This is a genomic window from Segniliparus rugosus ATCC BAA-974 (assembly GCF_000185725.2).
Lineage (GTDB): Bacteria > Actinomycetota > Actinomycetes > Mycobacteriales > Mycobacteriaceae > Segniliparus > Segniliparus rugosus.
In genome coordinates, this window is the sequence record NZ_KI391954.1 from 670783 (window position 1) to 696892 (window position 26110).

Consider the following 26110-nt stretch of genomic DNA (forward strand, 5'->3'; position numbering starts at 1 on the left):
GCCGTGCGGATCGCTGTCGTCGCAGGTCCGGACGCGGGCCACGCGTTGCCCGCGCTCGCGCTCTGCGAACGGTTCCGCGACGCGGGCGACGAGGCGCTCTTGTTCACCGGCGAGCGGTGGTTCGCCCTCGCGCGCGACCACGAGGTGCCGACGCGGGCATTGGTGGGCCTCGAGCTCGCGCCGGGGGAGCAGGACCTCGACGCGGGCAGGCGCATCCACGAGCGCGCGGCCCGCATGGCCGCGCAGCTCGCCCCTCTGCTCGCCGAATTCCGCCCCGACCTCGTGGTCTCGGATGTGTTGACCGCTGGCGGCGGCCTCGCGGCCGAACTCTTGGGAGTCCCGTGGGCCGAACTCTCGCCGCATCCGCTGTATCTGCCTTCCCGAGGGTTGCCGCCGATCGGCAGCGGCCTTGCTCCGGGGCGGGGCGTGCGGGGCAGACTCCGCGACACGGTTCTGCGCGCGCTCTCCGCCCGCTCTGTGCGACGAGGCCTCGCGCAGCGCCGGGCGGCGCGCGAGGGCATCGGACTGCCGCCGAACGGGGCCGAACCGGCGGCGCGGCTCGTCGCCGCGCTTCCGGCGCTGGAAGTCCCGCGTCCGGACTGGCCGGCCGAGGCGGCGCTGGTCGGACCGGTGCTCGTCGAGGTCTCGGACCAGACGCTGGAGCCTCCGCCGGGGGACGCGCCGCTGGTCGCGCTCGCGCCGTCGACCGCCGCGCAGGCGGTGGACGGGCTGTGCGAGACGGCGCTCGAGGCGCTCGACCCCGCCGTGCTCGGCAGGCAAGTCCGGCTGGCTGTTTCCACTTTCCGGTGGACAGGGCCGCCGCTGCCGGATTGGGCCGTGGCCGGGATCGGCAGGCAGGACCAGCTTTTCGGCCAGGCGGCGGTGGTGGTCTGCGGCGGCGGGCACGGGGTGCTCGCGAAGGCGTTCATGGCCGGAGCCCCGGCGGTCGTCGTGCCGGGGGGCGGCGACCAATGGGAGGTCGCCAAGCGGGCCGAACGGCTCGGCTGCGCCAAAGCGATTCGCCCGCTGACCGTCGCCGCGCTGCGCGACGCGGTCCTCGAGCTTATGGACGATCCTGGCTTTCGCGCCGCCGCGCGCCGGGCGGGGGACTCGGCCGGCCGGGCGGCGGACCCGGTCGCCGTGTGCCGGAGGGCGGCGCGCGCGAGCGGCGAGACGGGGAGCCCATGCGTCTGAGGGAATTCCGCGAGCGGGTCCATGAGGAGTTCGGCAGGCAGTTCGGCGACACCTTGCTGCGCGACCACGCCCTGCTCGCCTATGGCGGGGCCACCGCGCTCACGGCCATCGAAAAGGGGGCCGAGCCCAAGCTGGTGTGGCAGGCGTTGTGCCAAGACTTCGACGTCCCCCGGCAGCGTTGGTGACCCGATAGGCTGGGCGCGGCGTGTCGCCGACAATCGAACATAAGTTCCGTTACAGTGTTTTTGTCAGTGCCCTTTCGTATGGTTGCGAGGACAGCTGAGAGAGCCGGGGATCCGGCTGGTTGAGGAAAGGAACGTTATGGCGCAGGCATTTGATCGGAACAAGGCGCTGGAGCTCGCCATGGCCCAGATCGACAAGAGTTTCGGCAAAGGTTCGGTGATGCGTCTCGGCGAGAAGGCGGTCGAGCCCATCGCCGTGATCCCGACCGGATCGATCGCTTTGGACGTGGCTCTGGGCATCGGCGGCCTGCCGAAGGGCAGGGTCATCGAGATCTACGGCCCGGAGTCTTCCGGCAAGACGACGGTCGCCTTGCACGCGGTCGCCAACGCGCAGGCCGCGGGCGGGGTGGCCGCGTTCATCGACGCGGAGCACGCGCTGGACCCGGAGTACGCGAAGAAGCTCGGGGTGAACACCGAGAACCTCCTCGTGTCGCAGCCGGACACCGGCGAGCAGGCATTGGAGATCGCGGACATGCTGATCCGCTCGGGCGCGTTGGACATCATCGTGATCGACTCGGTGGCGGCGCTCGTGCCGAAAGCCGAAATCGAGGGCGAGATGGGCGACAGCCACGTGGGCCTGCAGGCACGTCTGATGAGCCAGGCGCTGCGGAAGATCACCGGCGCGCTGAACAACTCCGGCACGACGGCGATCTTCATCAACCAGCTGCGCGAGAAGATCGGCGTGATGTTCGGCCCGAGCGAGACCACCACCGGCGGCAAGGCGCTGAAGTTCTACGCGTCGGTGCGCCTGGACGTGCGTCGGATCGAGACGTTGAAGGACGGCACGGAGGCGGTGGCGAACCGCACCAGGGTCAAGATCGTCAAGAACAAGGTCGCCCCGCCGTTCAAGCAGGCCGAGTTCGACATCATCTACGGAGCCGGGATCAGCCGGGAGGGCTCGATCATCGACCTCGGAGTCGAGCACGGCCTGATCCGAAAGTCCGGGGCCTGGTACACCTACGGCGACGAGCAGCTCGGCCAGGGCAAGGAGAACGCCAGGAAGTTCCTGATCGCCAATCCCGACAAGGCGGACGAGATCGAGATGCTGCTGCGGGACAAACTGCAGATCGGCGTGCGGGTGAACGACGACGACCTGGCCCCGGTCCCCGTTGAGTTCTGATCTGATCCGCGAGCTTCAGCAACAGCTCAGGACGATCGAGAGCGCTCGGCCGAACGGTCTGCGGTCGGAAACCGCCAAGCGGCGGGCGCAGGCGCACGATGTGTGCCTGCGCCTGCTGACCGTGCGGGCGCGCAGCCGGGCGGAGCTCGACCGCAAGCTTGCCGAGAAGGGTTTCGAGGAAGAAGTCCGGGCGGAAGAGCTGGACCGGCTCACCGCGACGGGCCTGCTGAACGACCAGCAGTTCGCCCAAGACTGGGTGCTCCAGCAGCACAACCGCTCCGGGAAAGTCGGCGCGGCGCTCGCCCACGGGCTGCGCGCGCACGGCGTCGGGGAGGAAGACGTGCGCGCGGCGCTCGACCAGCTCGACTCCGAGCAGCGCGAGGAGCGGGCGCGGGAGCTGGTGCGGCGTAAACTCGGCCGAAGTCCGGACGCGGTCGAAGCCGCCGATCAGCGGTTGGTCGGCAGATTGGTCGGCATGCTCGCCCGCCGGGGCTACGACGGCGGGCTCGCGCTGCGCGTGGTGCGATCCGAGCTGTCGGCGCTCTCTGCCGGGTAGAACTGCTGGTACCAGCGGCGCAGCGCTTTGATGCCCTGCTCGTGCGGCAGCGTCACCGGACGGGGCTGATGGATTTTCATGTCCCAGATCCGCATCTCGTGGCGCACTTCGGGGAAGGCGAGCCGTTTGAAGACGAGCTTGTAGAACGGCACGAGGAACGGCGCCCGCGCCGGTTTGCGCAGCAGGTAGAGCATCCTGATCTCGCTGGTCGTGTCGTCGATCGGGGTGGTGAGCGCGATGGCGGTCACCGACAGCGTCGGCCCGTGCGTGCGCACGACCATCACCCCTGGCCCGTACATGTCGCAGTCGAAGGTGTTGTCCAGATCGCGGCCGAGGACTCGCCTGCGGATCCGGCCCTTGATCTCCGCGAATGGCCCGCCGTCCGTCTGCAGATGCTGCACCGGCGGCTCGGCTTGCCCGTGGATGTAGTGGAAATGCGACTCGTCCACGATATTCTCGCGCATCTCCTGGATATGGATCCGGACCCGGACCCGGTCGTCGATGGGCTCGGCGAATCGGGCCGACGCGGCCTCTGGGATGACTGCGGGTTCCCACGTCGGCTCGTCGGGTCCGACGTAGACGAAGATCAAGCCGCTGTGCTCCAGCACCGGCAGACCGCCGATGGCGACCTTCGGGGGCCGCTGCGCGAAGGGGGCGCGCACGCATGCGCCCCGCGCGTCGAACCGCCAACCGTGAAACGGGCACTCGACCGCGCCGTCCACGAGCTTCCCGCCGCCGAGATGCGCCCCGTAGTGCGGGCAATACGCGTCCCGCACGGCCGGTTTGCCGTCCGGCCCTCGGAAAGCGATGAGCGCTTTGCCGAAGTAGTGCAGGCTGACCAGCTTCCCGGCGGGAAGCTCCTTGCTGCGCAGCACCGCGTACCAGCCGAACGGGACGAACGGCATCGGGTATTCGTCCGCTTTGGGATCCCGGACGAGTGTCTGAGAGCCTCGTATGACAACGGGTTGAGCAGCCATGGCGTCACTGTAGCAGGGAAAGAGACATAGATCACTTTTCCCTGTCTGATATCGCGGTGCCCGCCCGCGCGGTGGCGGGCACCGGCGCTCATGAGCGTTTTTTCTCGCGCAGTCGGCGCTCCGCCCACGTCGCGAGACGGGTGAGGGCCATGTTGATGGCGATCATGATGACGGCGACGACCACGAGGGAGGCGAAGAAATTCCGGTAGAACGAGGCGGCCTGTTGCCCGGACCGGATCAGCTCGATATAGCCGATCTGGTAGCCGAGCGCTGCGTCTTTGAGCACGACGACCATCTGGGAGATGAGCGCGGGCAGCATCGCGGCGACTGCCTGCGGCAAGAGGATCAGGCGCACGGTTTGGCCTTTGGTGAGCCCGACCGCCACGGCGGCCTCGCTCTGGCCTTTCGGCAGGGCGGCGAGGCCAGCCCGAAGGATTTCCCCGATGAGCGCCCCGTTGTAGACCGACAGCCCGAACACGACGGCGGCGAGCGGCACTTGGGTCGACGGGAAGACCGCGTACCTCGAGAAGAGCTGGTAGGCGAAGATCATCAGGATGAGCACGGGGACCGAGCGGAACGCTTCGACCGCCACCGTTGCGGCAGTCCGGACGAGCCGTCGGTCCGAGATCATGCCCACCGCGAGGGCAGTGCCGACGAGGAGGGCGACGACGATCGAGATCGCGGCGGACAGCAACGTGCCGAGCAGGCCGGGGAGCAGGTAGGTGGCCCACAGCCGGTGGTCGAGGAACGGCGTCCACTTGGCCGCCTCGAACTGCCCGTTGACCGCGAGTGCCCGCCAGACCCATACGCCCGCCCCGACGAGGGCTGCGACGAACACCCAGGTGAGGATCGCGATGCGCGCTCGTGCCCTCGGCCCAGGGATGTCGTAGAGCAGACCGGCCTGCGCAGCGCTCATTGGCCGCCGCCTTCGGCTTGCCCCGTGTTCATCGCCGCACCTCCAGCTTGCGTCCGAGCACGTTGAACAAAAACCCGAACAGGACGCTGAACGCGCCGAAGACGAGGGCGAAGACGCCGAAGACCTCGAAGAGCCGGTCCGATTCGTTCTCGATCATCTCTTTCATGAGCAGCGCGGCTTCTGCGACGCCGATGGCCGAGGCGACGGTGGTGTTTCGGGCGAGCGCGATGAACTGGCTGCCGAGCGGGCGGATGACGGCCCGGAACGCCTGCGGCAGAACGATCAGGCGCAGGACTTTCGTGAAGCCGAACCCGAGCGAGCGAGCCGCTTCGACCTGGCCGATCGGCACCGTGTTCACTCCCGAGCGCAGCGCGTCCGCGACGAACGCCGAGGTGTAGGCGGCGAGGCCGAGCACCGCGAGCCAGAAGTTGTTGTCGCTGATGAAGGTGGGCGATCGCTCGGACGCGAGCGTGAGCCCGAGGTTCTGATAGAGCCCGGTGGAGCAGAAGACGATCACTAAGGTGAGCGGGGAGTTGCGCAGCACGTCGACGAAGACGGAGGCCGATCTTCGCAGGACCGGCACGGGGCACAGCTGCGCGGCGACCAGCAGCACGCCCCAGGCGAGGGCGAGGACCGCCGAGGCCGAGGTCAGCTGGACCGTGGTGGCGAAGGCTTGTTCGATCCGGTGTCCGTATTTGTGCCACAAGCCTTCCGGCGCGGCGGGCTTGACCGGCTTGACCGAGCCGAGGCTGCCGATGGCAGGGCGCGCGGGAGGGTCGATCCCCGAGGAGCCGAACGCGCTCAGCACCGCCGCGTCCCAGGCGGCGGAGTCGAACATTTTCTGCAGCGCGGCGTTGATCTGCGCCTTGGCCGGGGTCTGGCCTCGGGCGAGGCCGACGCCGTACAGCTCGTCGGAGAAAGGCTGGCCGACGAGCTTGAACTCGCCGGGGGACTGCGCGGCGTATCCGGCGAGGATGATGTCGTCGGTGGTCAGGGCGTCGATCTTGCCCCGGTGCAGAGCCTCGACGCAGGCCGAGTAGCTGTCGTACTGCTGCAATTGCACGCCGGGGTAGTTCTTGCGGATGTTCTGCGCGGGGGTGGAGCCGGTCACCGAGCAGAGCCGTTTGCCGGAGTTCAGCGAGGCCACGTTGGTGATGGAAGCGTCGTCGGCGCGCACGAGGAGCGACTGCCCGGCGTGGAAGTACGGGCCCGCGAAGTCCACGACGTTCAGGCGCGCCCCGGAGATCGAGTAGGAGGCGACGATGAAGTCCACCTCGCCGTTGCGCAGAAGGTTCTCGCGGTTCGGGGACGGAGCCTCCCGCCACGTGATGTGGTCTTCGGGCACGCCGAGCTCGGCCGCGATATACGTGGCGACGTCGATGTCCAAGCCGCGCATCGAGCCGTCCGGACGGCGTTCGCCGAGCCCAGGCTGGTCGAATTTCACCCCGATGATCAGCCGCCCGGCCTTCGCGTCTGCCAGCACGTCCCTGGTTCCGGCCCCCGAGCCGCAGCCCGCGCACGCGGCGGCCAGCAATGCCGCGAGCAGCGCGAGCACGAGCCTGGGGCGGTGCGGGGGATTGGAATGCGGCGAGGACATGGGACGGCTAGTGGCTGAGGATCTTGCTCAAGAATTCTTTGGCGCGGTCCGATTTCGGCTCGGTGAAGAAGGACTGCGGGTCGGAGTCCTCGACGATTCTGCCGTCGGCCATGAAGACGACCCGGTCGGCGGCCTTGCGCGCGAAGCCCATCTCGTGGGTCACCACCACCATGGTCATGCCGTCTTTGGCCAGGGAGGTCATCACGTCGAGGACTTCTCCCACCATCTCAGGGTCCAGCGCCGAGGTCGGCTCGTCGAAGAGCATCACTTTCGGGCTCATCGCGAGGGCTCGGGCGATGGCGACGCGTTGCTGCTGGCCGCCGGAGAGCTGGGCCGGGTGTTTGTTCGCCTGCTCGCCGATGCCGACTCGGCTCAAGAGCTTCTCGGCGAGCTCTTTCGCGGCGGTCCTGGCGAGCCCGCGCACTTTCACCGGGGCGAGCATGACGTTCTCCAGGATGGTCAGGTGCGCGAAGAGGTTGAACGACTGGAAGACCATGCCGACTTCCGCCCGCAGCTTGGTGAGGGCCTTGCCTTCCGAGGGCAGGGGGACCCCGTCGATGGCGATGGTCCCGGAGTCGATCGGTTCGAGGCGGTTGATGGTCCGGCAGAGCGTGGACTTTCCTGAGCCGGACGGGCCGAGCACGACGACCACTTGCCCCGAGGGCACGGCGAGGTTCACGTCCTTGAGCACATGGTGCTCCCCGAAGTACTTGTTGACCCCGCTGATCTCGATCATGTGCTGCGCGGTTTCAGGCATGCCCGGTCCCGTCTCGTCCATGGCCGCACTCTACCGCCTTTTGGCCGAAACGTCCGACCGGGAGTAACCTTGTCGCGTGCCTGACAACCCTGCCCCGACCGCTGGCGCGAGCCTGTCGGCGATTGAGACTGGGCGAACTGGCACGGCTGCGTCCCGCACGTACGAGCTGCGCACGTTCGGCTGCCAGATGAACGTGCACGACTCCGAGCGCCTCGCGGGCCTTTTGGAGGCGGACGGGCACGTCAAAGCCGAGCCGGGCCAGACCGCGGACGTGGTGGTGTTCAACACCTGCGCGGTGCGGGAGAACGCCGACGACCGGCTGTACGGGACCCTCGGCCACCTGCGGCCGGTCAAAGACGCGAACCCTGGGATGCAGATCGCGGTCGGAGGCTGCCTCGCGCAGAAGGACGGGGACACGGTGCTGCGCAAAGCGCCGTGGGTGGACGTGGTGTTCGGCACCCACAACATCGGCTCCCTGCCCGCATTGCTGCGCAGGGCGGCGCACAACCAGGCCGCGCAGGTGGAGATCGTGGACTCGCTCCAGGCGTTCCCGTCCACCCTGCCGAGCAAACGCGACTCGCTGCACGCGGGGTGGGTCTCCATCGCCGTCGGCTGCAACAACACCTGCACGTTCTGCATCGTCCCGTCGTTGCGCGGCAAGCAGCTCGACCGCGCCCCGGAGGAGATCGCGGCCGAGGTCCGCGCTTTGGTCGCCGAGGGCGTGCTCGAGGTGACGCTGCTCGGCCAGAACGTGAACGCGTACGGATCCTCGTTCGCCGACCCCGCGCTGGCGAGGGACCGAGGCGCGTTCGCGAAGCTGCTGCGCTCGATGGGGGAGATCGAGGGCTTGGAGCGGGTGCGGTTCACCTCCCCGCACCCGGCCGAGTTCACCGAGGACGTGGTGCTCGCGATGGCGGAGACCCCGAATGTCTGCCCGCATCTGCACATGCCGTTGCAGTCCGGCTCCGACCGGATCCTCAAGGCGATGCGCCGCTCGTACCGGTCCGCCAAATTCCTGGGGATCGTGCGCCGGGTCCGCGAGCTTCTGCCCGACGCGGCGATCACGACGGACATCATCGTGGGCTTCCCCGGCGAGACCGAAGAGGATTTCCAGCAGACCCTCGAGGTGGTCGCCGAGGCGCGGTTCGCGAGCGCTTACACCTTCCAATACTCCAAGCGGCCGGGGACTCCCGCAGCCGAGCTGCCCGACCAAGTGGCCAAGGAGGTCGTGGCCGAGCGCTACCAGCGCCTGGTGGACCTGCAGGAGCGGATCTGCCTGGAGGAGAACCGGAAACAGCTCGGACGCGAGGTCGAGCTCGTCGTCGCCGCGCCGCACGAGGGGAAGAAGAACGCGCAGACCGCGCGGCTCTCCGGGCGGGCGAAGGACGGCAGGCTCGTGCACTTCTCGCCGCTGCCAGGCGCGCAGCCGAGGCCGGGGGACTTCGTCGTCGCGCGGATCGCCCACGCGGCCCCGCACCATCTCATCGGGGAGGCCGTGCCAGGGTCGCTTCGACCGACGAAAGCGGGCGACCGGTACAGTGCCTTGCAGGCGGCCCAGGAGCCGTCGCAGAGGCAGTCGTCACAGAGTCGAGGCGCAGGGGTATCGCTCGGTCTGCCGTTGATGCCCGCGCGGTGAGCGCTGAGGAAGGAAACACAACGTGTCCAAGCCGCCAACCGGCAGTTCTGCTGGCGACGATCCATTTGAGAAGATGCGAATCCGACCGGAGGGGCGGGCGGACCAGGGCGACGACCCGTTCGAGCAGATGAGGATCCGCCCCGCCGCGCCCGCCGAAGCCGGGCAGTCGAGCCCGTACGGCGCGCCCGCGCAGCAGCCGCAGCAGGGCTTCCCGCCGTCCGACCCGAACTTCTATCCGGCGCAGCAGGCCCCGAGCCCGTACGCCCCCCAAGGCGGCTTCCCTCCGCCGCAGGCTCCGAATCCGTACGCGCCGCAGGGTTTTCCTGCCCAGCCGACCCCCAACCCGTACGGGCAGCAGCCCTCGGACCCCTACGCCGCCGCACTGCCGGAAGGCGCGGGGCAGCTCGCGTTCGACACGGGTTTCTTCTGGCTCGCTTGGATTTTCGCCCTCACCGGGGTGTCGGTGAGCGTCGACGGGGTCGAGCGGATCCGCACGTGGGGCAAGCAGCTGGTGGTAGTGCCACCCGGGCAGCACTTCGTGGAGGTCTACACCCGGTACCTGTGGCCCGTCGGGCGGGCGAGCCTGCCGGTGTTCGTGCAGCCGGGCCAGACCGTGCCCGTGTTCTACAAGGCCCCGACGATCGCCTGGCTCAAGGGCGCGATCGGCCATGAGCCGCAGAAGGCTCCTGGCCTGATCCTCACGGTGGTGCTTCTCGCGGTGGGCATGCTGTTCGCCTGCGTCGTTCCCCTCCTCTCCCTCGCGATCACCGGCTCATGACGCCGGAGGAACGAGAGCCCCTGCCCGACGCGCTCGAAGAGCTCCGCTCGGAGCTGCGGGCGAGCGAGCGCAGAATTCTCGCCGAGATCCAGCCTTCGGTCCGGCTCTTCGTCGTGGCGGTGTCGGTGTTCCTCCTGGTCGCGGATCTGCTCGTGGTCCCGTTCGTCGGGGCGAACGGCGCGCACGCGCTCGGGCGGGAACTGGTGGCCGGGACTTGGCCGCAGCAGATCGGCCAAGTCTCGAAGATCGCGCGCATCTTCACGTTCTTCGTCGTCGCGGACTTGGTGGTCTCGGCGCTCGCGCTCGTGCTGCGGCGTTGGGGGGCGGCGTTCCTCGCGGCGGCGGTGTCCTGCGTGGCCTCGGCGTTCGGCGTCCTCGCGCTGTGGCACAGCCAGACCAGCCAGGCCAGCCACGGCCCGCACGCGGGCGCGCAGGCGGGGCTCCTCCTCGCGGTCCTGCTCGTCGTGGCGATCGCGTTCAACTGGGTCCGGCTGGCCGCCCCGCGTCTCGACGGCTAGGCGGCGGTCACCGGCGCAGCGCGCGCGCAGCCTCGAAGGACTCGGCGGCCGAGGCGGTCTCGCCCGTTCCACAAGGGCGAGCGCTTTGCGCCGACAGGGATTGCCAGCGCAGCCAGCGCTCCCAGGACCGGACCGACTGCCGCTGCCAGAGGCGGTCAACGGCGGGATGCAGCCGTCTGCCCAGCTCCGCGGCAAGGACGAACGGGGCCCTGCCGAGGAGGAACGCGAGCCCGAGCCACGGCGCGGGCATGCGATAGCGGCGATGGTTCCACGGCAGCATGTACAGCCGCGCGTACCCGGCCATGATGTTCAGGTGCAAGAGCCTGCGCAGCCGGGCGAGCCCCCGGTGCCCTTGGCCGGGCGCGAAGGCTGGCACGAACGACTCGACCAGCTCGCGCCCGTGCTCGCCCGAGTCGTAGGAGCGCGCCGTGTCGAACAGGTAGAGCAGGCGCAACCCCTCGCCGAGCGTGCGGGGGAAGATGTCGTCGCAGCGGACCCCGACCAGATGCCCGAGGTAGCGGTTGAAGTGCATCGCCGCCTCGATCTCCGATTTGGAGGTGAGGTAGCCGAGAGCGACGAGGCCGATGCCTGGGGCCACCGTGCCGCCCATCAGGGTGAGCAGCATCTCCACCTGGCTGATCGGCAGGCCCCAGCGGGCCTGGTCCCACTCCGGATGCGCGGCCACGCGCTGGCGGACCGAGACGTGCATGACCCGGACTTTGAGCGAGATGCTCCTGCCGGGCGAGCCGGGCGTGAGAATGGCTCCGGGCCGGCAGACCTCGACCCACCAGCGGCTGGTCTCCAAATAGCGGTTCAGCGCCCGCTCGCCCGCGTACCCGCCGGAGAGCGACAGCGGGACGGCGAGGGAGCCTTCGGTGTAGGTGTCCATGGTCCCGGCGTTGCCCAACGCCCCAAGCGCGTAGCCCCAGCGCCGCCACACCGCCGCGCCGCGCTCCACCAGCTCGGGGTCCACCCAGTCGGGGACGCGCTCGAACTCCGCGAAGAGCGCCCGCATGGAGTCGGGGGCCTCTGGGACGTTGTCCACCCCGAGCGCGAGCGCCCGCTCGAGCAGCTCGCGCGAGCGGGCGGGTCCCAGCTCGCCGTGGTAGGTCTGCGCGACGAACCGCTCCGCGATGGGGTCGCCCTCGCGCAGCAGCTCGCCGAACCGGCGCGCCGTCGTCTCGTCCGGATAGAGGTCGAACCCGGTGAGCCGTTTGACGGCTCCGCGAATCCGGGACCGAACCCCATGGTCGCGCTGTTCGGGCCAGCGGAACGCCGTCGGCCAGTCAGTGCCTTGGATCACATCGGGCATGCTTGAGTGTAGCAAGCCGCGTCGGCAGGCTGGTCAGCCTTCGACGGAGGAGTGCGCCTGCTCGGCCCATTGCCGCCATTGCTGCGCCTGCTCGAGCAGCTTCTGCTCCTCTTTGAGCTTGCCTTTCGCCTTGGCTTTCGCGGCCTGCTCCTCGAATTGCTCGGCGCGCTCCACGAACTGGTGCGCGCGAGCTTTGAGCTCCGGGTCGGATTTCGTCCAGCTGTGCCGGTCCGCCTCCTCGATCCGCGCGGAGGCTTCTTGCAGCCGCCGGGAAAGCTCTTTGACGCGGTCTTTGGGCACTTGGCCGATCTTCTCCCACCGGTCGCGGACCTCGCGCAGCACGCTTCTCGCTTCGGCGAGCTTCTCCTCCGGGTCGGTGCGCTCGAGCCGGGCGAGCAGCGCCTCCTTCGCGGCGGCGTTCGCCTCGTACTCGGCGAGATGCTCGGTCTCCTGCTGCTCCTGGGCCGCGGAGAACGCGTCCTGGGCGGCGTTGAGCCTGGCCCAGAGCTGGTTCTCGTCCTCGCGCGAAGCCGGCCCCAGTTTCTTCCACGCCGCGCGGATCTCCCGGAAGCCGGAGGGGGCGGAAGCAGGGTCGGCGGTCTTGGCGAGCGCTTCGGCTCTGGCGACCAGCTCTTCCTTGCGCTGTTTCACCTGGGCGCGAGAGCGGTCGAGCTCGGCGAAATGCGCCTGGCGGCGGTTGTTGAACTGCTCCCTGGCGGCTTTGTACCTCGCCCACAGCGCCTCGTCCAGATCGCGGTCGAGCCCTTTGATGGTCTTCCACTGGTCCAAGATGTCGCGCAACCGCTGGCCCGCGGCTTTCCAATCGGTGGAGCTGCGCGCGATCTGCTCGGCCTCTTGCGCGAGCCGTTCTCGCTCGGCGGCTGCCTCCTGTTTGTGCGCCGCTCGGCGCTCCCTCTCCCCGGCTTGCGCCTCGTCCGCGCGCGCCACCAACGCGGAGAGCTGCTCTTGCAGCGCGGCGAAGTCGCCGAGCGCGGCGGCTTCGGGCAAACCGCGCAGCAGCTCCTCGGCGGCCGTCTTCGTCTTGCGCGCGTCGCCGCCCTTCTCAAGGCGCGTGCGCAGGATCTCGGCCTCGGTCACCAGATCCTCGAACCGCCGCCCGAAATGCGCGAGGCCCTCCTCGGGGGTGCCTGCCTCCCAGACCCCGATCTGCCGTTCGCCGTCCTCGGTGCGCAGCCAGACCGCGCCGCTCTCGTCGATCCTCCCGTAGCGGGCCGGGTCGGACTTGTGGATCCCGGAGGTCTTCGGCGCGGGGGCGGCTCCGGGCCTTGGCGCGGGGCGCGGTTGTCTCCCCACCGCCGCCGGGCTTGGCTTCGGTGCCGTCTGGGTCGGGGCTTCGGCGTTCATCAGTCCTTCGTTCTCCTCCCGGTCGCGTCGGATCTCATGCGGCCGGTTCTTTCGCTACTGCCTATTCAACCAGGTTTGACCTTCGCTGGCATAGGGTACTGCTTATGCATGGGATTGCAACGCCGATCGCGGTGATCGGGCCGACCGCGACGGGCAAGTCCCAACTCGGCGTGGATCTCGCGCTGCGGTTGGGCGGGGAAGTGGTGAACATCGACTCCGCCGCCCAGTACCGAGGCATGGACATCGGGACCGCGAAACCTTCCGAGGAGGAGCGCCGAGGCGTCGCGCACCATCAGATCGACGTGCTCGACGTCGTGGAGACCGCCACGGTGGCCCGATACCAGGAGGCCGCCTCCGCAGACGTGGCGGCGATCCTTGGCAGAGGCCGCGTCCCTGTGGTCGTCGGCGGTTCGATGATGTACGTGCAAGCGCTTTTCGACCAATGGCGCATTCCCGCAACCGACCCGGCGCTGCGGGCAGAGTTGGAGCGGGAGCTCGGCGACGTCGGCGCGCTGGCGCTGCACCGGCGCCTCGCTTCGCTGGATCCGGCGGCGGCCTCGGCCATCAAACCGAGCGACGAGCGCCGAGTGGTCCGGGCGTTGGAGGTCGTGACGCTCACCGGCAAGCCGTACGCGGCGACGATGCCGCAGCGCGGCGACGCGCCGAGATGGGGCGCGCGGATGCTCGGATTGGACCGGGACACCCAGGAGCTGGACGAGCGGATCGGGCTGCGCACCGAGGCGATGTTCGAGTCCGGGCTCGTGGCGGAGACGGAAGGGCTCGTCGCGCGCGGTTTGCGCGACGGGGTCACCGCGCCGAAGCTCATCGGCTACGCCCAGGTCCTCGCGATGCTCGACGGCCGGATGACCGAGGCCGAGGCCGTGTCGGACACGACCATGCGGACCCGCCGCCACGTGCGCCGCCAACGCTCCTGGTTCCGGCGCGACCCGCGCGTGCGATGGCTCGACGCGGGGGCGGGCGGCCTGCTCGATCGAGCGCTGGAGGCGTTGGGGGCCGGGAGTAGACTGGCTTGATGGTTTCCGCTCTCGCGATGTCGTTCGACGCGGCCGTGCCGTTCGGCAAGGGCCACGGCACGCAGAACGATTTCGTGCTGCTCGCCGACCCGGACGCGAAGCTGCGCCTGTCCGCCGAGCGCGTCGCGCGCATCTGCGACCGGCGGGCGGGGATCGGCGGGGACGGGCTGCTGCGCGCGGCTCGGGCGGGGGCGCTCTTGGCCGAGGGCGAGATCGCGGCGCTGCCCGAGGGGGTCGGCGAGGAGGACTGGTTCATGGACTACCGCAACGCCGACGGCGGCGCGGTGCAGATGTGCGGCAACGGGGCCCGCGTCTTCGCGCATTTCCTCCGCGCGAACGGCCTCGAGGAGCGCGACGAGCATGTGATCGGCACACGGGCCGGGGCCAAACGGGTCCGGCTGCTCGCGTTCGACAGGGGCAGCGCGGAGGTCGAGGTCGAGATGGGCCGGGCGCGCGTCGGCGGCCGGTCCGCCGCGTCGCTGCCCGCCGAGGGGACGGAGGGGCGGCGGGTGTTCGACGGCTTCGCCGTCGACGTCGGGAACCCGCATCTGGTGTGCCTCGCCCCTGCGCTCGGACTCGACGGCCTGGCGGGGCTCGACCTCGCCCGTCAGCCCGAATACGACAGGGATGTCTTCCCGGAGGGCGTGAACATCGAGTTCGTCGTGCCGCACTCGCCGGAAAAGGCGACGCTGCGCGTGCATGAGCGCGGGGTGGGGGAGACGAAGGCGTGCGGCACAGGTTCGGTGGCGGTCGCCGCCGTCGTCCTCGCCGAACTGGGATCGGGAGCCGGGGAAGTGGCGGTGTCCTCGCCCGGCGGGCAAGTGGCGGTGCGGGTGGCCTCCGACGGCTCCTCGGTCCTGAGCGGCCCGTCCGCCCTCGTCGCGCGCGGCGAGTTCGACCTCGGGCAATGGGCGGTGTGATGAGCGGTTTCGGCTCGGGAAATGGGATGCGCCCGGTGTCTTCCGTCGGGCACAATAAGGGCCGCTATGTCATATCCTGAATCCACCTCCGGCTGGGCGGCCGTCCAAGAGGAAGCCGAATGGCTCTGGGAAGAGCGCGACTCGATGCGCAGGGTTCCCGGCCTGTCCACCGAGCTCGCCGACATCACCGAGGTCGAATACCGGCAGCTGCGGCTGGAGCGCGTCGTCCTCGTCGGAGTCTGGCCGAAACGGGACGCGGCAGAGGCCGACGCGAGCATCCGCGAGCTGGCCGCGCTCGCCCGCACCGCGGGTTCCGAGGTGCTCGAGGGCCTGGTGCAGCGCCGGGACAAGCCGGACGCCGCCACGTACATCGGCTCGGGCAAGGTCACCGCGCTCAAAGCGGTGGTGGCCGAGACCGGGGCGGACACCGTCATCTGCGACGGCGAGCTCACCCCCGCCCAGTTGCGGACTCTGGAACAGCAGGTCGGGGTGAAGGTCATCGACCGGACCGCGCTCATCCTCGACATCTTCGCCCAGCACGCCACATCGAAAGAGGGCAAGGCGCAGGTGACGCTCGCGCAGCTGCAGTACCTGCTGCCCCGGCTGCGCGGCTGGGGCCAGACGCTGTCCAGGCAGGCGGGCGGGCGCGCGGGCGGCGCGAACGGCGGCGTGGGCCTGCGCGGCCCCGGCGAGACGAAGATCGAGACCGACCGCCGCAGGATCCGCGAGCGGATCTCCCGGCTGCGCGGCGAGTTGAAGGAAATGCGCAAGGTCCGGGGCGCGAAACGCTCGCTGCGCGAGCGCAACGAGATCCCCTCGGCGGTCATCGTCGGCTACACGAACGCGGGGAAGTCCAGCCTGCTCGGCGCGCTCACCGGAGCCTCGGTCATCATCCGGGACGAGCTGTTCGCCACCCTGGACCCGACCACCCGCAAGAGCTGGGGCGAGGCCGCCGGGGCGTTCACCATCACCGACACGGTCGGCTTCGTCCGCCACCTCCCGACCCAGCTGGTCGAGGCGTTCGCCTCCACGCTCGAAGAGGCGACCGGGGCGGACGTCCTCGTGCACATCGTGGACGCCTCCGACCCGAGGCCCACAGACCAGGTGCGGGTCGTTCGCGAGATCTTGGGCGACGTCTTCGCGAAGGCCGGGGCTCCGTGGCCGCCGGAGATCGTGGCGCTCAACAAGACGGACCTTGTGGACGAGGTGGACTTGGCCGCGTTGCGCAGCGCCTTCCCCGACGCGCTCTTGGTCTCGGCCCGGACCGGCAAAGGGATCGAGGAGCTCAAAAGCAGGATCGGCGAAGCGCTCGCCGCCAAGTCGGGGGAGCGGGCGCGGGTCGAGGCCTCCGGCGTGATCCCCGACGACCGCCCCGAGCTGCTCGCCCAGATCTGCGCTGCGGGCCAGGTGCTCGAATCGCGCGAGAGCGAGGCCGGGACCTTCGTGCGCGCGCTGGTCCCGCAGGAGCTGGCCGACCAGCTCGCCGCCCCGCCCCGGTAGCGGAAGGATCCGGCTGTCCCCGGTTGTCCGCCCGGCTGGCGGGTAGCCGTAGGGTGGATGTGTGATGCGTCGCACCTTGTTCGAAGAAGAACACGATTTGTTCCGCGAGTCGTTCCGGTCGTTCTTGCGCCAGCACGCCGTGCCGAAGCGAGCAGCGTGGCTGGAGCGCGGGATCGTTGACCGCGATTTCTGGCTGTCGATGGGGGCGAACGGGTTCTTGGGCACAGCGATCCCCGCCGAATACGGCGGGGGCGGGGCGGACGATTTCCGGTTCAACGCGATCCTCGTCGAGGAGATCATCCGCGCCCAGGTGAGCGGGGTGGGCGTCACCTACCAGGAGGACATGACCCTGCCCTACATCCTCTCCTTCGGCACCGAGGAGCAAAAGCGGCGCTGGCTGCCCGCCGTGGCGACGGGCGAGCGGATCCTCGCGGTCGCGATGACCGAGCCCGGCGCGGGCAGCGACCTGCAGGGGATCAAGACCAGCGCGGTGCGCAAGGGCGACGAATGGCTGATCAACGGATCGAAGATCTTCATCTCCAACGGCATGAACGCCGACCTCGTCGTGACGGCCGCGCAGACCGAGCCGGGCTCGGGCGCGAAGGGCATCACCCTTTTCGCGCTGGAGCGCGGCATGCCGGGGTTCGAGCGGGGCCGCAAGCTCGACAAAGTGGGGCTGCGGGCGCAGGACACCGCCGAGCTGTTCTTCGAGGACGTCCTCGTGCCGCAGGAGAACGTGATCGGCGAGGTGGGCAAGGGCTTCGCCTATCTGATGCAGAACCTGCCGCAGGAACGCCTCGCCCTCGCGATCGGGGCGGCGGCCGCCATCGACCTCGCCATCGAGACGACGGTCGAGTACGTGCGGGGTCGCACGGCGTTCGGCAAGCCGGTCGGGAAGTTCCAGAACACCAGGTTCGTCCTCGCGGACCTGGTCGCCGAGCAGGCGGCGGTGCGGGCGCTGGTGGACCGTTGCGTCGAGACCCACCTGCGGGGCGAGCTGACCGCGGCGGAGGCTTCGGCGACCAAGCTGTACGCGACCGAACGGCAGCTGCGCGTGGTGGACCGTTGCCTGCAGCTGCACGGCGGCTACGGCTACATGCTCGAATACCCCATCGCCCAACTCTACCTCGACGCCAGGGTGCAGACCATCTACGGCGGCACCTCGGAGATCATGAAGGAGATCGTGGCCAGATCCCTCGGGATATAGCCGGAGGCGCTATCGCGTGTGGAACGCCGGCGGGTCGTAGGCGCGGATCGGGGGCAGTTCCCCGCAGAAGCGCTCGATCTGGACCAGCACGTGCTGTCCGGTGCAGCCCTGCGCCAATGACGAGCTGAGCGCGTCGCTGGTCAGGACGTTCGGATTGCCGTGCCCGCACATCGAGTCCGGGTCGGCGGGGTCTGCGGGGTCGAACCAGGCCCCGGTGGACAGCTGCGCCACCCGCTCGCGCACTCCTTCGTCCACGACGACGCCCGCGAGCAGGGAGCCCCGGTCGTTGAACACCCGCACCACGTCTCCGGTCGCGACGCCCCGCGCCGCCGCGTCGGCGGGGTGGATCCGGATCGGCTCTCGCCCGTTGACCTTGGAGCCCTGGCTGGTCGCGCCGTGGTCGAGCTGGCTGTGCAGCCGGGTTCTCGGCTGGTTGGCGATCAGGTGCAGCGGGAACTGCTCCGCCCGACACCCGTGCAGCCATTCCTCCGGCTCGTACCAGGCCGGATGGCCCGCGCAGTCGGAATAGCCGAAGGAGTCGATGGTCGTGGAGAAGATCTCGATCCGCCCCGAGGGAGTGGACAACGGGCGGCTTTCTGGGTCCTCCCGGAAACCCGAGAGGAAATTCTGCTCCTCCGGCAGGGGCAGTTCGATATGCCCGCGCGCCCAAAACTCCTCGAAGTCCGGCAGCCCCCTGAGCCCGGCGGTGTCGCGGACCCGCTCGGCCCGCCACGTCTCGTACATGTGGACGAGCCATTGCCGCGCGTCGCGGCCCTCGGTGAAGGCCTCGCGGAACCCGAGCGCCCCGGCGAGCTCGGCGAAGGTCTGGTAGTCGTCGCGCGCGTCCGCGAAGGGCTCCGCGGCCTGCTGCATCGCCACGAGCAGCGGCTCGTTGTTCGCCCCGGAGATGTCGTCGCGCTCGTAGGAGGTGGTCGAGGCGAGCACGATGTCCGCGTGCTTGGCGGTCGCCGTCCAATACGGGTCGTTCACCACGACGGTGTCCGGGCGGCGGAAGGCCCGGCGCAGCCGAGGCAGGTTCTGCTGGTGGTGGAAAGGGTTGCCGCCCGCCCACCAGACCAGCCTGATGTCCGGCAGGAGCAGGCGCTCGCCGTTGTAGTCCAGCGTTTCGCCGGGGCGCAAGAGCAGTTCGGAGACGGCGGCCACCGGGATGAAGGACCGCGTCGGATTGCGGCCCTGCGGGAACCTCGGCATGGCAAAAGGGGCTTTCGGGATGCCGACTCCGTTCGTCGCGCCGAGCCCGTGGACGAAACCGCCGCCGGGCAGGCCGACCTGCCCGAGCATGGCGGCGAGGACCATCCCGGCCCAAGGAGCCTGCTCGCCGTGTTTGGTCCGCTGCAGCGACCAGCTGACCGCGATCAGCGTGCGCTTGGCCGCCATGTCCTTGGCGAGCCCCACGATCTCGTCTGCGGGGATCCCGCTGATCGGCTCGGCCCAGCGCGCGGTCTTCGGCAGCCCGTCCGACGCCCCGAGCAGATAGCGCTCGAACTGGGGCCAGCCCACGCAGTAGCGCTCCAAGAAGGCCGTGTCGTGCAGCTCGTGCTCGACCAGCGTGTGCGCGAGGGCGAGCATCACCGCCACATCGGAGCCGGGCACGAGGGAGAGCCATCGCGCGCGGGGGTCGGGCAGGTCGGCGCGCAGCGGGCTCACCGACACGATCCGCCCGCCCCGGTCGACGAGCCGCTGGGCGGACTGTCTGGCCGGGTGGACAGAGGAGCCGCCGGGGTTGACGCTCGAATTCTTCAGCGCGACGCCGCCGAAGGCGACCAGCAGCTCGGTGCGCTCGGCGATGACGTTCCAGCTCGTCGCCTCCCGGTACACCTCGTCGTCCAGCCCGAGGACATGCGGCATGACCACCTCCGCCGCGCCGGTCGAGTAGGTGTTGCGCGAGGCGGTGTAGCCGCCCGCGCAGTTCAAGAACCGGTGCACCTGGCTCTGGGCGTGGTGGAAGCGGCCTGCGCTCGCCCAGCCGTACGAGCCGCCGTAGATGGCCTCGTTGCCGTGCTCGTCGATGACCCTGCGCAGTTCGGCGGCCAAGAGCTCGGTCGCCTCGGCCCAGGTGACCCGCACGAACTCGTCGGCCCCGCGCTGATCGCTCGGGCCGGGGCCGTGCTCGAGCCAACCGCGTCGGACGGCGGGGCCCCGGACTCTGGACCGGTGCGTGATCGACCCTGGGATGTTCCCGAGGAGCGGGGAGGGGTCGGGGTCGAGCGGGTAGGGGTGGACTCGCGCGACATCCCCGTTTGCCGTCTCGACTTGGAACGTGCCCCAGTGCGAGAGGTGTTGGCGGCGCATTGTCCCAGTCTAAGGAGCGATGCGAAACGGGGGGCCCGCATTGCTAGACTAGAAACTGCGTTATGCTAACCAAGATTCACATATCAAAGTTATCAAGTGTGTCCGAGCAGCTCAACTATGTTGTGTTAGCAGGTTTACACCTATGTTGGCGATTGGAGAAACGATGAGGCGAACCCTGTTCGACGAGGAGCACGATCTCTTCCGGCAGTCTTTTCGGACATTGCTGGAGCAGCACGCCGTCCCGCATCGGGAAGCATGGCTTGAATCCGGCGTCGTGGACCGCGAACTGTGGCTCGAAGCGGGCAAGGGCGGCTTTCTCGGGATGTCCGTCCCCGCCGAGTTCGGCGGCGGCGGGGGAGAAGAGGACTTCCGGTTCAACACGGTCATCCTCGAAGAGCTCGCCCAGGCGAGGACGACCGGCGTCGGCATTCCGCTGCACAACGACGTGGTGCAGCCGTATTTGACCGATTTGGCGAACGAGGAGCAAAAGCAGCGCTGGCTCCCAGGGTTCTGCTCAGGCGAGATCATCACCGCCATCGCCATGACGGAGCCGGGCACCGGCAGCGACCTGCAGGGCATCAAGACGACCGCCGTGCGCAAAGGCGACGACTGGCTGCTCAACGGGGCGAAGACCTTCATCACCAACGGCATCAACGCGGATTTGGTGATCGTTGTGGCGCAGACCGAGCCGGGGTCGGGCGCGAAGGGGCTCGCCTTGTTCGTCGTCGAGCGCGGCATGCCCGGCTTCGAGCGGGGCCGCAAGCTCGACAAGATCGGTCTGCGGGCGCAGGACACCGCCGAGCTGTTCTTCGAGGACGTGCTCGTTCCTCGGGAGAACGTGCTCGGCGAGGTCGGGCAGGGTTTTGCCTATCTGATGCGGAACCTGCCGCAGGAGCGGCTCTCGATCGCGGTCGGCGCCGCGGCGGCGATCGACTTCGCGCTGCAGACGACCTTGGAGTACGTGCAGAACCGGCAGGCGTTCGGCAAGCCGGTCGGGAAGTTCCAGAACACCAGGTTCGAGCTGGCGGAGCTGACGGCCGAGCAGGCGGCGGTGCGGGCGCTGGTCGACCGCAGCATCGAATTCCATCTCCGGAACGAGCTGTCGATCCAGGACGCGGCCATCGCGAAGCTGTACGCGACCGAGCGCCAGCTGCACGTGGTGGACCGCTGCCTGCAGCTGCACGGCGGGTACGGCTACATGCTGGAGTACCCGATCGCGCAGGCGTACGTGGACTCTCGGGTGCAGACCATCTACGGCGGCACCTCCGAGATCATGAAAGAGATCATCGGCAGATCCCTGGGGCTGTAGTTTTCCCGCCCGGCACGGAAATGCGGGAGCCCCGGCCAAATTGGCCGGGGCTCCCGCATTTCCGTGCCGGGCGTTAGAGCACAGGGGTGAGTTTGCGCAAGACTGCGATCACTTTGCCGAGGATCTTCGCCTTCTCGCCCCGGAAGGGCTGGTACGCCTTGTTCTCAGGGTAGAGCCAGACCTCTCGCCCGTGCCTGCGCAAGGTCTTCACGGTGGCCTCGTCCTCGAACATGGCCGCGACGATCTCGCCGTCGTAGACCGGCGTCTTGGTTTGGCGGATGACGACCCAGTCCCCGTCGTGGATGCCCGCGTCGACCATGGAGTCGCCGGCCACGGAGAGCAAGAACGCGGCCTCGGTGCCGACGAGCTCCCGTGGGAGCGGGAAGAGGTCTTCCACGTGCTCTTCTGCCAGCACCGGCGCGCCGGCCGCGATCCGGCCGACGAGCGGGACCAGGACGGCTGTGGGGGTCGGCTGCTCGGGCTGCTCTTCGCTTTCCGGGGTCAGCTCGCCGCTCGGGGCGGAGATGGAGCGGGTGTCCACCGCGCGGGGGCGGTTCGCCTCCCTGCGCAAGTAGCCTTTCTGCTGGAGCGAGCGCAACTGGTGGGCCACCGAAGACGTGGAGGCGAGCCCTGCCGCCTCGCCGATCTCTCGGATGCTGGGCGGGAAGCCGCGCTCTCGGATGGAGGAGCGGATGATCTCGAGGATCTCCTGCTGCCTCGGGCTCAGCTCCGGCGGCGGCGGAGTCACTTTGACTTCGGCGAGGGGAGCGGGCTCCGGCGAGCCGTTGTCGGGCTCGGCCGCAGGGGTGTTCTTCTTCACACTTTTTGCCGAAGCTTTGGTTTCGCCTGAAGCGGCGGCCTGCTTCTTGTTCTTGGTGTTCGAGGTTTTGGCCGAACGGCTTTGGGATGGCATGGCAACCTTTCTTTCATGCTCCTGAAGTGGGGATTTTTCCCTCTGGCCGTGATCGATTCGCAGTGCGGCAATCCCCTCGCTGATTCATTTTTCTCGGGGTTGTGCCCCCTGGCGGCGGCTCCTTGCTCCATGAGGCCGGACTCTCCGGCCAGCTTCCGTCCTTGCCAACTATAACGGATTGACATTCATTCTTCAAACACGTGTTCGTTGGTGTCGGGGTTTTTGTCGGCGCTCCGTGCTATATATCCATCATGCGCGTTCATCGAATACGCGTTCGCTTGAGAAAGGAGCTGTGATGAGCGAGGTTATGACTGCGGCGCGGAGCGGCCGAGCGGTTCCGCAACGGCTTGTCGCCGGGAGAGTCTGCTCGAACGCGCCGCTGGTCGGCGGCGTTCGGCGCGTTTCGCCTGGCGGCGCTCCGGCGCAGAAGCCTGGTTGCGCCCGCGCGCCGATCAAGACCGTCCAACCGGAGCTGCCGCGAGTGAGCGGGGCCTCGGCGATGCTCACCGCCGTGCTGCTCGTCGCCATCGCCTTCGGCGTTCTTTTCCTCGGTTCGTGGCGCCAGTCCTCGGTCGAGGGCGTGTCCGACCAACAGGGCGTTCCGGCGCACGCGGCAGAGATCGCGGCGCAGGCCGATGGCGCGGAAGGGCCGGGTCGCGAGTGAGCGCGCGGACGAGGCCGTTATTGTGGAGGTATGACGGGTCATGTCAGCGTCCACCACAGCATTTCAGGCCATGCACTGCCCGTTCTGTAAACACCCGGACACCCGGGTCATGGACTCGCGGGTCGCTGACGAAGGTCGGAGCATCCGCCGCCGCCGCTCGTGCCCGGACTGCGGCAGAAGGTTCACCACGGTCGAATCCGCCGTGCTCACCGTCGTCAAGCGCAACGGCATCGCCGAGCCGTTCAGCCACGAGAAGGTGATCAAAGGGGTTCGACGCGCCTGCCAGGGGCGCGATGTGGACGACGACGCGCTGCTCAAACTCGCCAGGGACGTCGAAGACGCCGTGCGCTCGGGCGGAGCGGCGGAGGTGCCCAGCCACGAGATCGGCCTCGCGATCCTGGGCCCGCTTCGCGACCTGGACGAAGTGGCGTATTTACGATTCGCCTCGGTCTATCGCTCGTTCGACTCGGCGACCGATTTCGAAGCCGCTATCAAGGAACTCCGCGAACATCAGAAGTCCCGCGACAGCTAGCCCTCGTCCTCGCCGGGGCTCGGTTCCGGGCGGGTGGCGAGGAAGCGCTCGAACTGCGCTCCGAGCTCTTCGGCGCTCGGCAGCTCTTCGAGTTCGCTCAGCGGAGGCAGCTCGTCCTCGGCGGTCTGCGCGTGGCCGTCGTATTGGTCTTCCAACGCGGCGATAGCCCGCTGCACCTCGTCGCTCGCGCTGACTTGCTCTTCGATCTGCTCGTGCGTGGCGGCGATGGTCTCGCGCAGCGCCTCCAGCGGCAGCGCGAGCCCGCTGTTCTGCGCGACTTGTTCGAGCAGGCCGAGCGCGGAAGCGGGGTAGCTCGCGTTGGTGAGGTAATGGGGGACGTACACGGTGAAACCGAGCGACGGGATGTCGTGCTGCGCCAATCTGAGTTCGAGCAATGCCGAGGCGCTTCCCGATATCAGCGCTTCGCCGTCGTATTTGCGGTGGTCGGCGATGAGCACTGGGTCGGCGGAGTGCGCCATGACAACCGGAGGTCTGGTGTGCGGCACAGCCATCGCGAGGGCGGAGAGCCCGATGCTGCGGGTGACTCCGAAATGCCGGGCGACTTTCTCGACCGCCGCCACGAACCGTTCCCACATGAGGTCGGGCTCAAGGCCAGCGAGGAGGAGGAACGGGGTCCCGTTCAGATCCCGGAGCCCGTAGAGCCGCAACAGGGGCTCCTCGTAGTTCGCGAAGCTGTTCTTCGCGAACTTCAGGGGCGGACGGCGGGACCGGTAGTCCAACAGGGCGTCGATGTCGAACGTCGCGAGCGCCGTCGCGGGCAAAGACTCCAAAAGGTGCGCCGTGGCGAGCTTCGGGGCTTGCCCCGCGTCGAGGAAGCCCTCCAGCGAATGAATCAGGACAAGACCGCCACTGTGGTCCCAGGGATGTGTCGAATCTTCTGGTTCGAGTCGGTACAACTGCGCGGGCTCTTGGTTCATCGTCCTTCTAGGATAAACCCACACGTTATCCACAGGGAAAATTCGCTTTCCACAGATCTGTCAGCAAGACCGAAAAGCGGGTCGGAGCGTCGGACCTCGGGCAGATCCTACGGGTATGACCGGACAATGGAACACCCAGAGGAACAGCTCGTGCCACGCCCTCGACGAACCGAGCCGCCTTATCGCCGTGCTCCCGGCGTTGTTGGGCTTCGCGCCCCGCGACTCCCTTGTGGTTGTGACGCTGACCGCCCGCCCGCCGAAGCAGGTCGGGTATGTGCTGCGCGTCGATCTCGACGGATTGACCGATGAGACGCTCGCCCGGATCCGCCCCCTCCTCGCGGTCGAGGCGGAAGAGTCCGGGACGGGCGATTTTGCGCTTGTCGTTCTCGGCGGCGGGAAGAGATCGGACTATCTGGCGCTGTGCGCCAGATTCGTCGAACGGGCTCTGCCCTTCGGCTCCCGGTTGTCGATGGCGTCCTGTGCCGCGTCAACCGGGCCCGGAGCGGTATGGCAGTCGTTGATCGGCCCTCGCGCGCACGGATTCGTCGCAGATCCTCGTGCCCTTCCGGCTTACGCGGCAGGCGTTCTCCGAGGCGACGTTCTCGCGCACAGCCGCGAGCAGCTTCGAGAACTGCTGGAGCCGCACAAGAGGGATCAGGGCAGAACCCTCTTGGCGATGCGCCGTTTGACGCGCGACGGCTTGTTCCGGCGAAGCGGCGTCGCTGCTGCTGCCGTGTCCGAGATGCTCGAGGCGATCCGGCTTCCGCAGCGCCCGGCGCAGCTCGCGCCGGAGCAGGCGGCGCGTTTCGCGGTCGCGCTCGGCGAGCGGGGCCTGCGGAACCGGCTGATCTCGGCGACGGTCGAGGCCGCCGAGACCGGGCTCGGTGGAGCCGAGCTGTTATGGTCGCGGCTTGTTCCGGCGCTCCCGGATGCCGAGCGCGCGGAAGCCGCTGTCCTGTTGGCGTTGGCTTGGTACGCCCGTGGCAGAGGGGCGGCCGCGCGCGTCGCGCTCGAAACAGCCCTCGACGCGGCTCCGGGGCATGAACTCGCGCAATTGCTCGAGGCCTGCCTCTTCACGGGCGTGCGCCCGTCTGCCCTGCGGGTCTTGGTCCAGCGCGGCGGCTAGACCTTCTCGACCTGGACGGCGTGGGCCAGGTCCGAGGGGAGTTCCACGCTCTCATGGCCGGGAACGCCGATGATCACGCTTTGGCTGCGCACCTCGGCTGTGACTTTCGCGTCGGGAACGGCCCCAGCTTTGCGGAATTGGGCGATCAGGTCGATGTCCGCTTGCACGTGCTCGGCCAGGCGGCGGATCACGACGGGGATCGGCCCGCCTCTCGGCAGCTCGCTGAGCCGGGTCAGCCCTTCGTCCGGGGATTTGCCCGCGCTGCTCTCGCCAAGGTCGGAGAGGCCGGGGATGGGGTTCCCGTACGGCGAGCTCACCGGGTGCCCCAGCACGTCCACGAGCCGTCGCTCGACCTCGTCGCTCATGACATGCTCCCACCGGCACGCCTCCGCGTGCGCATGCTCCCACTGCAGCCCGATGATGTCGACCAACAGCCGCTCGGCGAGCCGGTGCTTGCGCATGACCGCCACCGCGCGGATCCGGCCTTTGTCGGTCAGCTCCAGCCGCCGGTCGTCGCGGACGACCAGCAGCCCGTCGCGCTCCATCCGCGAAACAGTTTGGCTCACCGTCGGGCCGCTCTGCTCGAGACGGTCCGCGATTCGGGCCCGCAACGGGGGAATGCCTTCCTCTTCGAGGTCGTAGATGGTGCGGAGATACATCTCCGTGGTATCGACGAGGTCGTTCAT

At 68.9% G+C, this 26110-nt stretch carries 25 protein-coding genes; 15 read left to right on the forward strand and 10 right to left on the reverse strand.

The window, feature by feature from the left end; genetic code table 11:
- Positions 1 to 3: 3 nt before the first annotated feature.
- From HMPREF9336_RS13015 to HMPREF9336_RS13030, 4 genes are all read left to right on the forward strand, one after another.
- Positions 4 to 1194, forward strand: a complete 1191-nt coding sequence (locus HMPREF9336_RS13015) for a glycosyltransferase (protein ID WP_021030654.1) — start codon at positions 4 to 6, stop codon at positions 1192 to 1194.
- On the forward strand, positions 1185 to 1379 hold the full coding sequence (locus tag HMPREF9336_RS13020; RefSeq protein ID WP_007467732.1) for a DUF3046 domain-containing protein: 195 nt from the start codon (positions 1185 to 1187) through the stop codon (positions 1377 to 1379). Before HMPREF9336_RS13015 ends, HMPREF9336_RS13020 begins: the two co-directional genes overlap by 10 nt.
- A 136-nt stretch (positions 1380 to 1515) precedes the next feature.
- The gene (recA, locus tag HMPREF9336_RS13025; protein ID WP_007467733.1) at positions 1516 to 2556 is read left to right on the forward strand and encodes a recombinase RecA; all 1041 of its coding nucleotides are present in this window, start codon (positions 1516 to 1518) and stop codon (positions 2554 to 2556) included.
- Positions 2546 to 3112: a regulatory protein RecX gene (locus tag HMPREF9336_RS13030; RefSeq protein WP_007467734.1), complete on the forward strand. Its 567-nt coding sequence runs from the start codon at positions 2546 to 2548 to the stop codon at positions 3110 to 3112. The genes recA and HMPREF9336_RS13030 overlap by 11 nt, the downstream gene beginning before the upstream one ends.
- On the opposite strand, the gene HMPREF9336_RS13035 is transcribed toward HMPREF9336_RS13030, so the two are convergent.
- From HMPREF9336_RS13035 to HMPREF9336_RS13050, 4 genes are all read right to left on the reverse strand, one after another.
- Positions 3049 to 4089, reverse strand: a complete 1041-nt coding sequence (locus HMPREF9336_RS13035) for a Rieske 2Fe-2S domain-containing protein (protein WP_244431669.1) — start codon at positions 4087 to 4089, stop codon at positions 3049 to 3051. The genes HMPREF9336_RS13030 and HMPREF9336_RS13035 overlap by 64 nt on opposite strands.
- Positions 4090 to 4177: 88 nt before the next feature.
- A complete protein-coding gene (locus HMPREF9336_RS13040; RefSeq protein ID WP_007467736.1) occupies positions 4178 to 5005 on the reverse strand; it encodes an amino acid ABC transporter permease in 828 nt (275 codons plus the stop codon).
- A gap of 28 nt (positions 5006 to 5033) precedes the next feature.
- The gene (locus HMPREF9336_RS19070; protein WP_021030657.1) at positions 5034 to 6602 is read right to left on the reverse strand and encodes a transporter substrate-binding domain-containing protein; all 1569 of its coding nucleotides are present in this window, start codon (positions 6600 to 6602) and stop codon (positions 5034 to 5036) included.
- A 7-nt stretch (positions 6603 to 6609) separates the two neighbouring features.
- On the reverse strand, positions 6610 to 7338 hold the full coding sequence (locus HMPREF9336_RS13050) for an amino acid ABC transporter ATP-binding protein (protein ID WP_084206720.1): 729 nt from the start codon (positions 7336 to 7338) through the stop codon (positions 6610 to 6612).
- A gap of 133 nt (positions 7339 to 7471) precedes the next feature.
- Between HMPREF9336_RS13050 and miaB the strand changes: the two genes are divergently transcribed.
- From miaB to HMPREF9336_RS13065, 3 genes are all read left to right on the forward strand, one after another.
- Entirely contained in the window at positions 7472 to 8995 is a 1524-nt protein-coding gene (gene miaB, locus HMPREF9336_RS13055) for a tRNA (N6-isopentenyl adenosine(37)-C2)-methylthiotransferase MiaB (protein ID WP_051357423.1), read from the forward strand.
- A gap of 73 nt (positions 8996 to 9068) precedes the next feature.
- Positions 9069 to 9773 carry a hypothetical protein gene (locus tag HMPREF9336_RS13060; RefSeq protein ID WP_007467740.1) on the forward strand — a complete coding sequence of 235 codons (705 nt, stop codon included), beginning with the start codon at positions 9069 to 9071 and terminating at the stop codon, positions 9771 to 9773.
- Positions 9770 to 10291, forward strand: a complete 522-nt coding sequence (locus tag HMPREF9336_RS13065; protein WP_007467741.1) for an Rv2732c family membrane protein — start codon at positions 9770 to 9772, stop codon at positions 10289 to 10291. The genes HMPREF9336_RS13060 and HMPREF9336_RS13065 overlap by 4 nt, the downstream gene beginning before the upstream one ends.
- Positions 10292 to 10298: 7 nt before the next feature.
- On the opposite strand, the gene HMPREF9336_RS13070 is transcribed toward HMPREF9336_RS13065, so the two are convergent.
- Positions 10299 to 11603, reverse strand: coding sequence for an oxygenase MpaB family protein (locus tag HMPREF9336_RS13070; RefSeq protein WP_021030660.1), 1305 nt, complete (start codon positions 11601 to 11603; stop codon positions 10299 to 10301).
- Positions 11604 to 11636: 33 nt separating this feature from the next.
- Entirely contained in the window at positions 11637 to 12968 is a 1332-nt protein-coding gene (locus HMPREF9336_RS13075; protein WP_007467748.1) for a DUF349 domain-containing protein, read from the reverse strand.
- 104 nt (positions 12969 to 13072) lie between these two features.
- Between HMPREF9336_RS13075 and miaA the strand changes: the two genes are divergently transcribed.
- From miaA to HMPREF9336_RS13095, 4 genes are all read left to right on the forward strand, one after another.
- Positions 13073 to 14002, forward strand: a complete 930-nt coding sequence (miaA, locus tag HMPREF9336_RS13080; protein WP_007467750.1) for a tRNA (adenosine(37)-N6)-dimethylallyltransferase MiaA — start codon at positions 13073 to 13075, stop codon at positions 14000 to 14002.
- Between the two features lie 35 nt (positions 14003 to 14037).
- Complete coding sequence (gene dapF / locus HMPREF9336_RS13085; protein WP_040585932.1) at positions 14038 to 14922, forward strand: diaminopimelate epimerase; 885 nt, start codon at positions 14038 to 14040, stop codon at positions 14920 to 14922.
- A gap of 66 nt (positions 14923 to 14988) precedes the next feature.
- Entirely contained in the window at positions 14989 to 16422 is a 1434-nt protein-coding gene (gene hflX / locus HMPREF9336_RS13090) for a GTPase HflX (RefSeq protein WP_007467753.1), read from the forward strand.
- Between the two features lie 64 nt (positions 16423 to 16486).
- A complete protein-coding gene (locus tag HMPREF9336_RS13095) occupies positions 16487 to 17629 on the forward strand; it encodes an acyl-CoA dehydrogenase family protein (RefSeq protein WP_007467755.1) in 1143 nt (380 codons plus the stop codon).
- Between the two features lie 9 nt (positions 17630 to 17638).
- On the opposite strand, the gene HMPREF9336_RS13100 is transcribed toward HMPREF9336_RS13095, so the two are convergent.
- Complete coding sequence (locus HMPREF9336_RS13100) at positions 17639 to 19942, reverse strand: molybdopterin-dependent oxidoreductase (RefSeq protein ID WP_007467757.1); 2304 nt, start codon at positions 19940 to 19942, stop codon at positions 17639 to 17641.
- A gap of 163 nt (positions 19943 to 20105) precedes the next feature.
- On the opposite strand from HMPREF9336_RS13100, the gene HMPREF9336_RS13105 reads away from it, so the two are divergent.
- A complete protein-coding gene (locus HMPREF9336_RS13105) occupies positions 20106 to 21251 on the forward strand; it encodes an acyl-CoA dehydrogenase family protein (protein WP_007467758.1) in 1146 nt (381 codons plus the stop codon).
- A gap of 73 nt (positions 21252 to 21324) precedes the next feature.
- Here the strand turns inward: HMPREF9336_RS13105 and lexA are convergent, their stop codons facing one another.
- Positions 21325 to 22164, reverse strand: a complete 840-nt coding sequence (gene lexA / locus HMPREF9336_RS13110; protein ID WP_007467760.1) for a transcriptional repressor LexA — start codon at positions 22162 to 22164, stop codon at positions 21325 to 21327.
- A gap of 295 nt (positions 22165 to 22459) precedes the next feature.
- Between lexA and HMPREF9336_RS13115 the strand changes: the two genes are divergently transcribed.
- Both HMPREF9336_RS13115 and nrdR read left to right on the forward strand, forming a co-directional pair.
- Positions 22460 to 22828: a hypothetical protein gene (locus HMPREF9336_RS13115; protein ID WP_021030662.1), complete on the forward strand. Its 369-nt coding sequence runs from the start codon at positions 22460 to 22462 to the stop codon at positions 22826 to 22828.
- 70 nt (positions 22829 to 22898) lie between these two features.
- Entirely contained in the window at positions 22899 to 23360 is a 462-nt protein-coding gene (gene nrdR / locus HMPREF9336_RS13120) for a transcriptional regulator NrdR (RefSeq protein WP_007467762.1), read from the forward strand.
- On the opposite strand, the gene HMPREF9336_RS13125 is transcribed toward nrdR, so the two are convergent.
- Complete coding sequence (locus HMPREF9336_RS13125) at positions 23357 to 24298, reverse strand: PAC2 family protein (protein WP_007467763.1); 942 nt, start codon at positions 24296 to 24298, stop codon at positions 23357 to 23359. The genes nrdR and HMPREF9336_RS13125 overlap by 4 nt on opposite strands.
- Positions 24299 to 24413: 115 nt before the next feature.
- On the opposite strand from HMPREF9336_RS13125, the gene HMPREF9336_RS13130 reads away from it, so the two are divergent.
- Positions 24414 to 25424 (forward strand): DUF4192 domain-containing protein, encoded by a 1011-nt coding sequence (locus tag HMPREF9336_RS13130; protein ID WP_007467764.1) that lies wholly within the window; start codon positions 24414 to 24416, stop codon positions 25422 to 25424.
- Here HMPREF9336_RS13130 and HMPREF9336_RS13135 read toward each other — a convergent pair.
- Positions 25421 to 26110 (reverse strand): iron-dependent transcriptional repressor DtxR, encoded by a 690-nt coding sequence (locus HMPREF9336_RS13135; protein WP_007467765.1) that lies wholly within the window; start codon positions 26108 to 26110, stop codon positions 25421 to 25423. The genes HMPREF9336_RS13130 and HMPREF9336_RS13135 overlap by 4 nt on opposite strands.

Excerpts from the sequence above, each read along its gene's own strand:
- HMPREF9336_RS13020 (WP_007467732.1), top strand. The coding sequence starts at position 1,185 with ATGCGTCTGAGGGAATTCCGCGAGCGGGTCCATGAGGAGTTCGGCAGG.
- recA (WP_007467733.1), top strand. The coding sequence starts at position 1,516 with ATGGCGCAGGCATTTGATCGGAACAAGGCGCTGGAGCTCGCCATGGCC.
- HMPREF9336_RS13035 (WP_244431669.1), bottom strand. The coding sequence starts at position 4,089 with ATGGCTGCTCAACCCGTTGTCATACGAGGCTCTCAGACACTCGTCCGG.
- HMPREF9336_RS13040 (WP_007467736.1), bottom strand. The coding sequence starts at position 5,005 with ATGAGCGCTGCGCAGGCCGGTCTGCTCTACGACATCCCTGGGCCGAGG.
- HMPREF9336_RS19070 (WP_021030657.1), bottom strand. The coding sequence starts at position 6,602 with ATGTCCTCGCCGCATTCCAATCCCCCGCACCGCCCCAGGCTCGTGCTC.
- HMPREF9336_RS13050 (WP_084206720.1), bottom strand. The coding sequence starts at position 7,338 with ATGATCGAGATCAGCGGGGTCAACAAGTACTTCGGGGAGCACCATGTG.
- HMPREF9336_RS13060 (WP_007467740.1), top strand. The coding sequence starts at position 9,069 with ATGCGAATCCGACCGGAGGGGCGGGCGGACCAGGGCGACGACCCGTTC.
- HMPREF9336_RS13065 (WP_007467741.1), top strand. The coding sequence starts at position 9,770 with ATGACGCCGGAGGAACGAGAGCCCCTGCCCGACGCGCTCGAAGAGCTC.
- HMPREF9336_RS13070 (WP_021030660.1), bottom strand. The coding sequence starts at position 11,603 with ATGCCCGATGTGATCCAAGGCACTGACTGGCCGACGGCGTTCCGCTGG.
- HMPREF9336_RS13075 (WP_007467748.1), bottom strand. The coding sequence starts at position 12,968 with ATGAACGCCGAAGCCCCGACCCAGACGGCACCGAAGCCAAGCCCGGCG.
- miaA (WP_007467750.1), top strand. The coding sequence starts at position 13,073 with ATGCATGGGATTGCAACGCCGATCGCGGTGATCGGGCCGACCGCGACG.
- hflX (WP_007467753.1), top strand. The coding sequence starts at position 14,989 with ATGTCATATCCTGAATCCACCTCCGGCTGGGCGGCCGTCCAAGAGGAA.
- HMPREF9336_RS13095 (WP_007467755.1), top strand. The coding sequence starts at position 16,487 with ATGCGTCGCACCTTGTTCGAAGAAGAACACGATTTGTTCCGCGAGTCG.
- HMPREF9336_RS13100 (WP_007467757.1), bottom strand. The coding sequence starts at position 19,942 with ATGCGCCGCCAACACCTCTCGCACTGGGGCACGTTCCAAGTCGAGACG.
- HMPREF9336_RS13105 (WP_007467758.1), top strand. The coding sequence starts at position 20,106 with ATGAGGCGAACCCTGTTCGACGAGGAGCACGATCTCTTCCGGCAGTCT.
- lexA (WP_007467760.1), bottom strand. The coding sequence starts at position 22,164 with ATGCCATCCCAAAGCCGTTCGGCCAAAACCTCGAACACCAAGAACAAG.
- HMPREF9336_RS13115 (WP_021030662.1), top strand. The coding sequence starts at position 22,460 with ATGAGCGAGGTTATGACTGCGGCGCGGAGCGGCCGAGCGGTTCCGCAA.
- nrdR (WP_007467762.1), top strand. The coding sequence starts at position 22,899 with ATGCACTGCCCGTTCTGTAAACACCCGGACACCCGGGTCATGGACTCG.
- HMPREF9336_RS13125 (WP_007467763.1), bottom strand. The coding sequence starts at position 24,298 with ATGAACCAAGAGCCCGCGCAGTTGTACCGACTCGAACCAGAAGATTCG.
- HMPREF9336_RS13130 (WP_007467764.1), top strand. The coding sequence starts at position 24,414 with ATGACCGGACAATGGAACACCCAGAGGAACAGCTCGTGCCACGCCCTC.
- HMPREF9336_RS13135 (WP_007467765.1), bottom strand. The coding sequence starts at position 26,110 with ATGAACGACCTCGTCGATACCACGGAGATGTATCTCCGCACCATCTAC.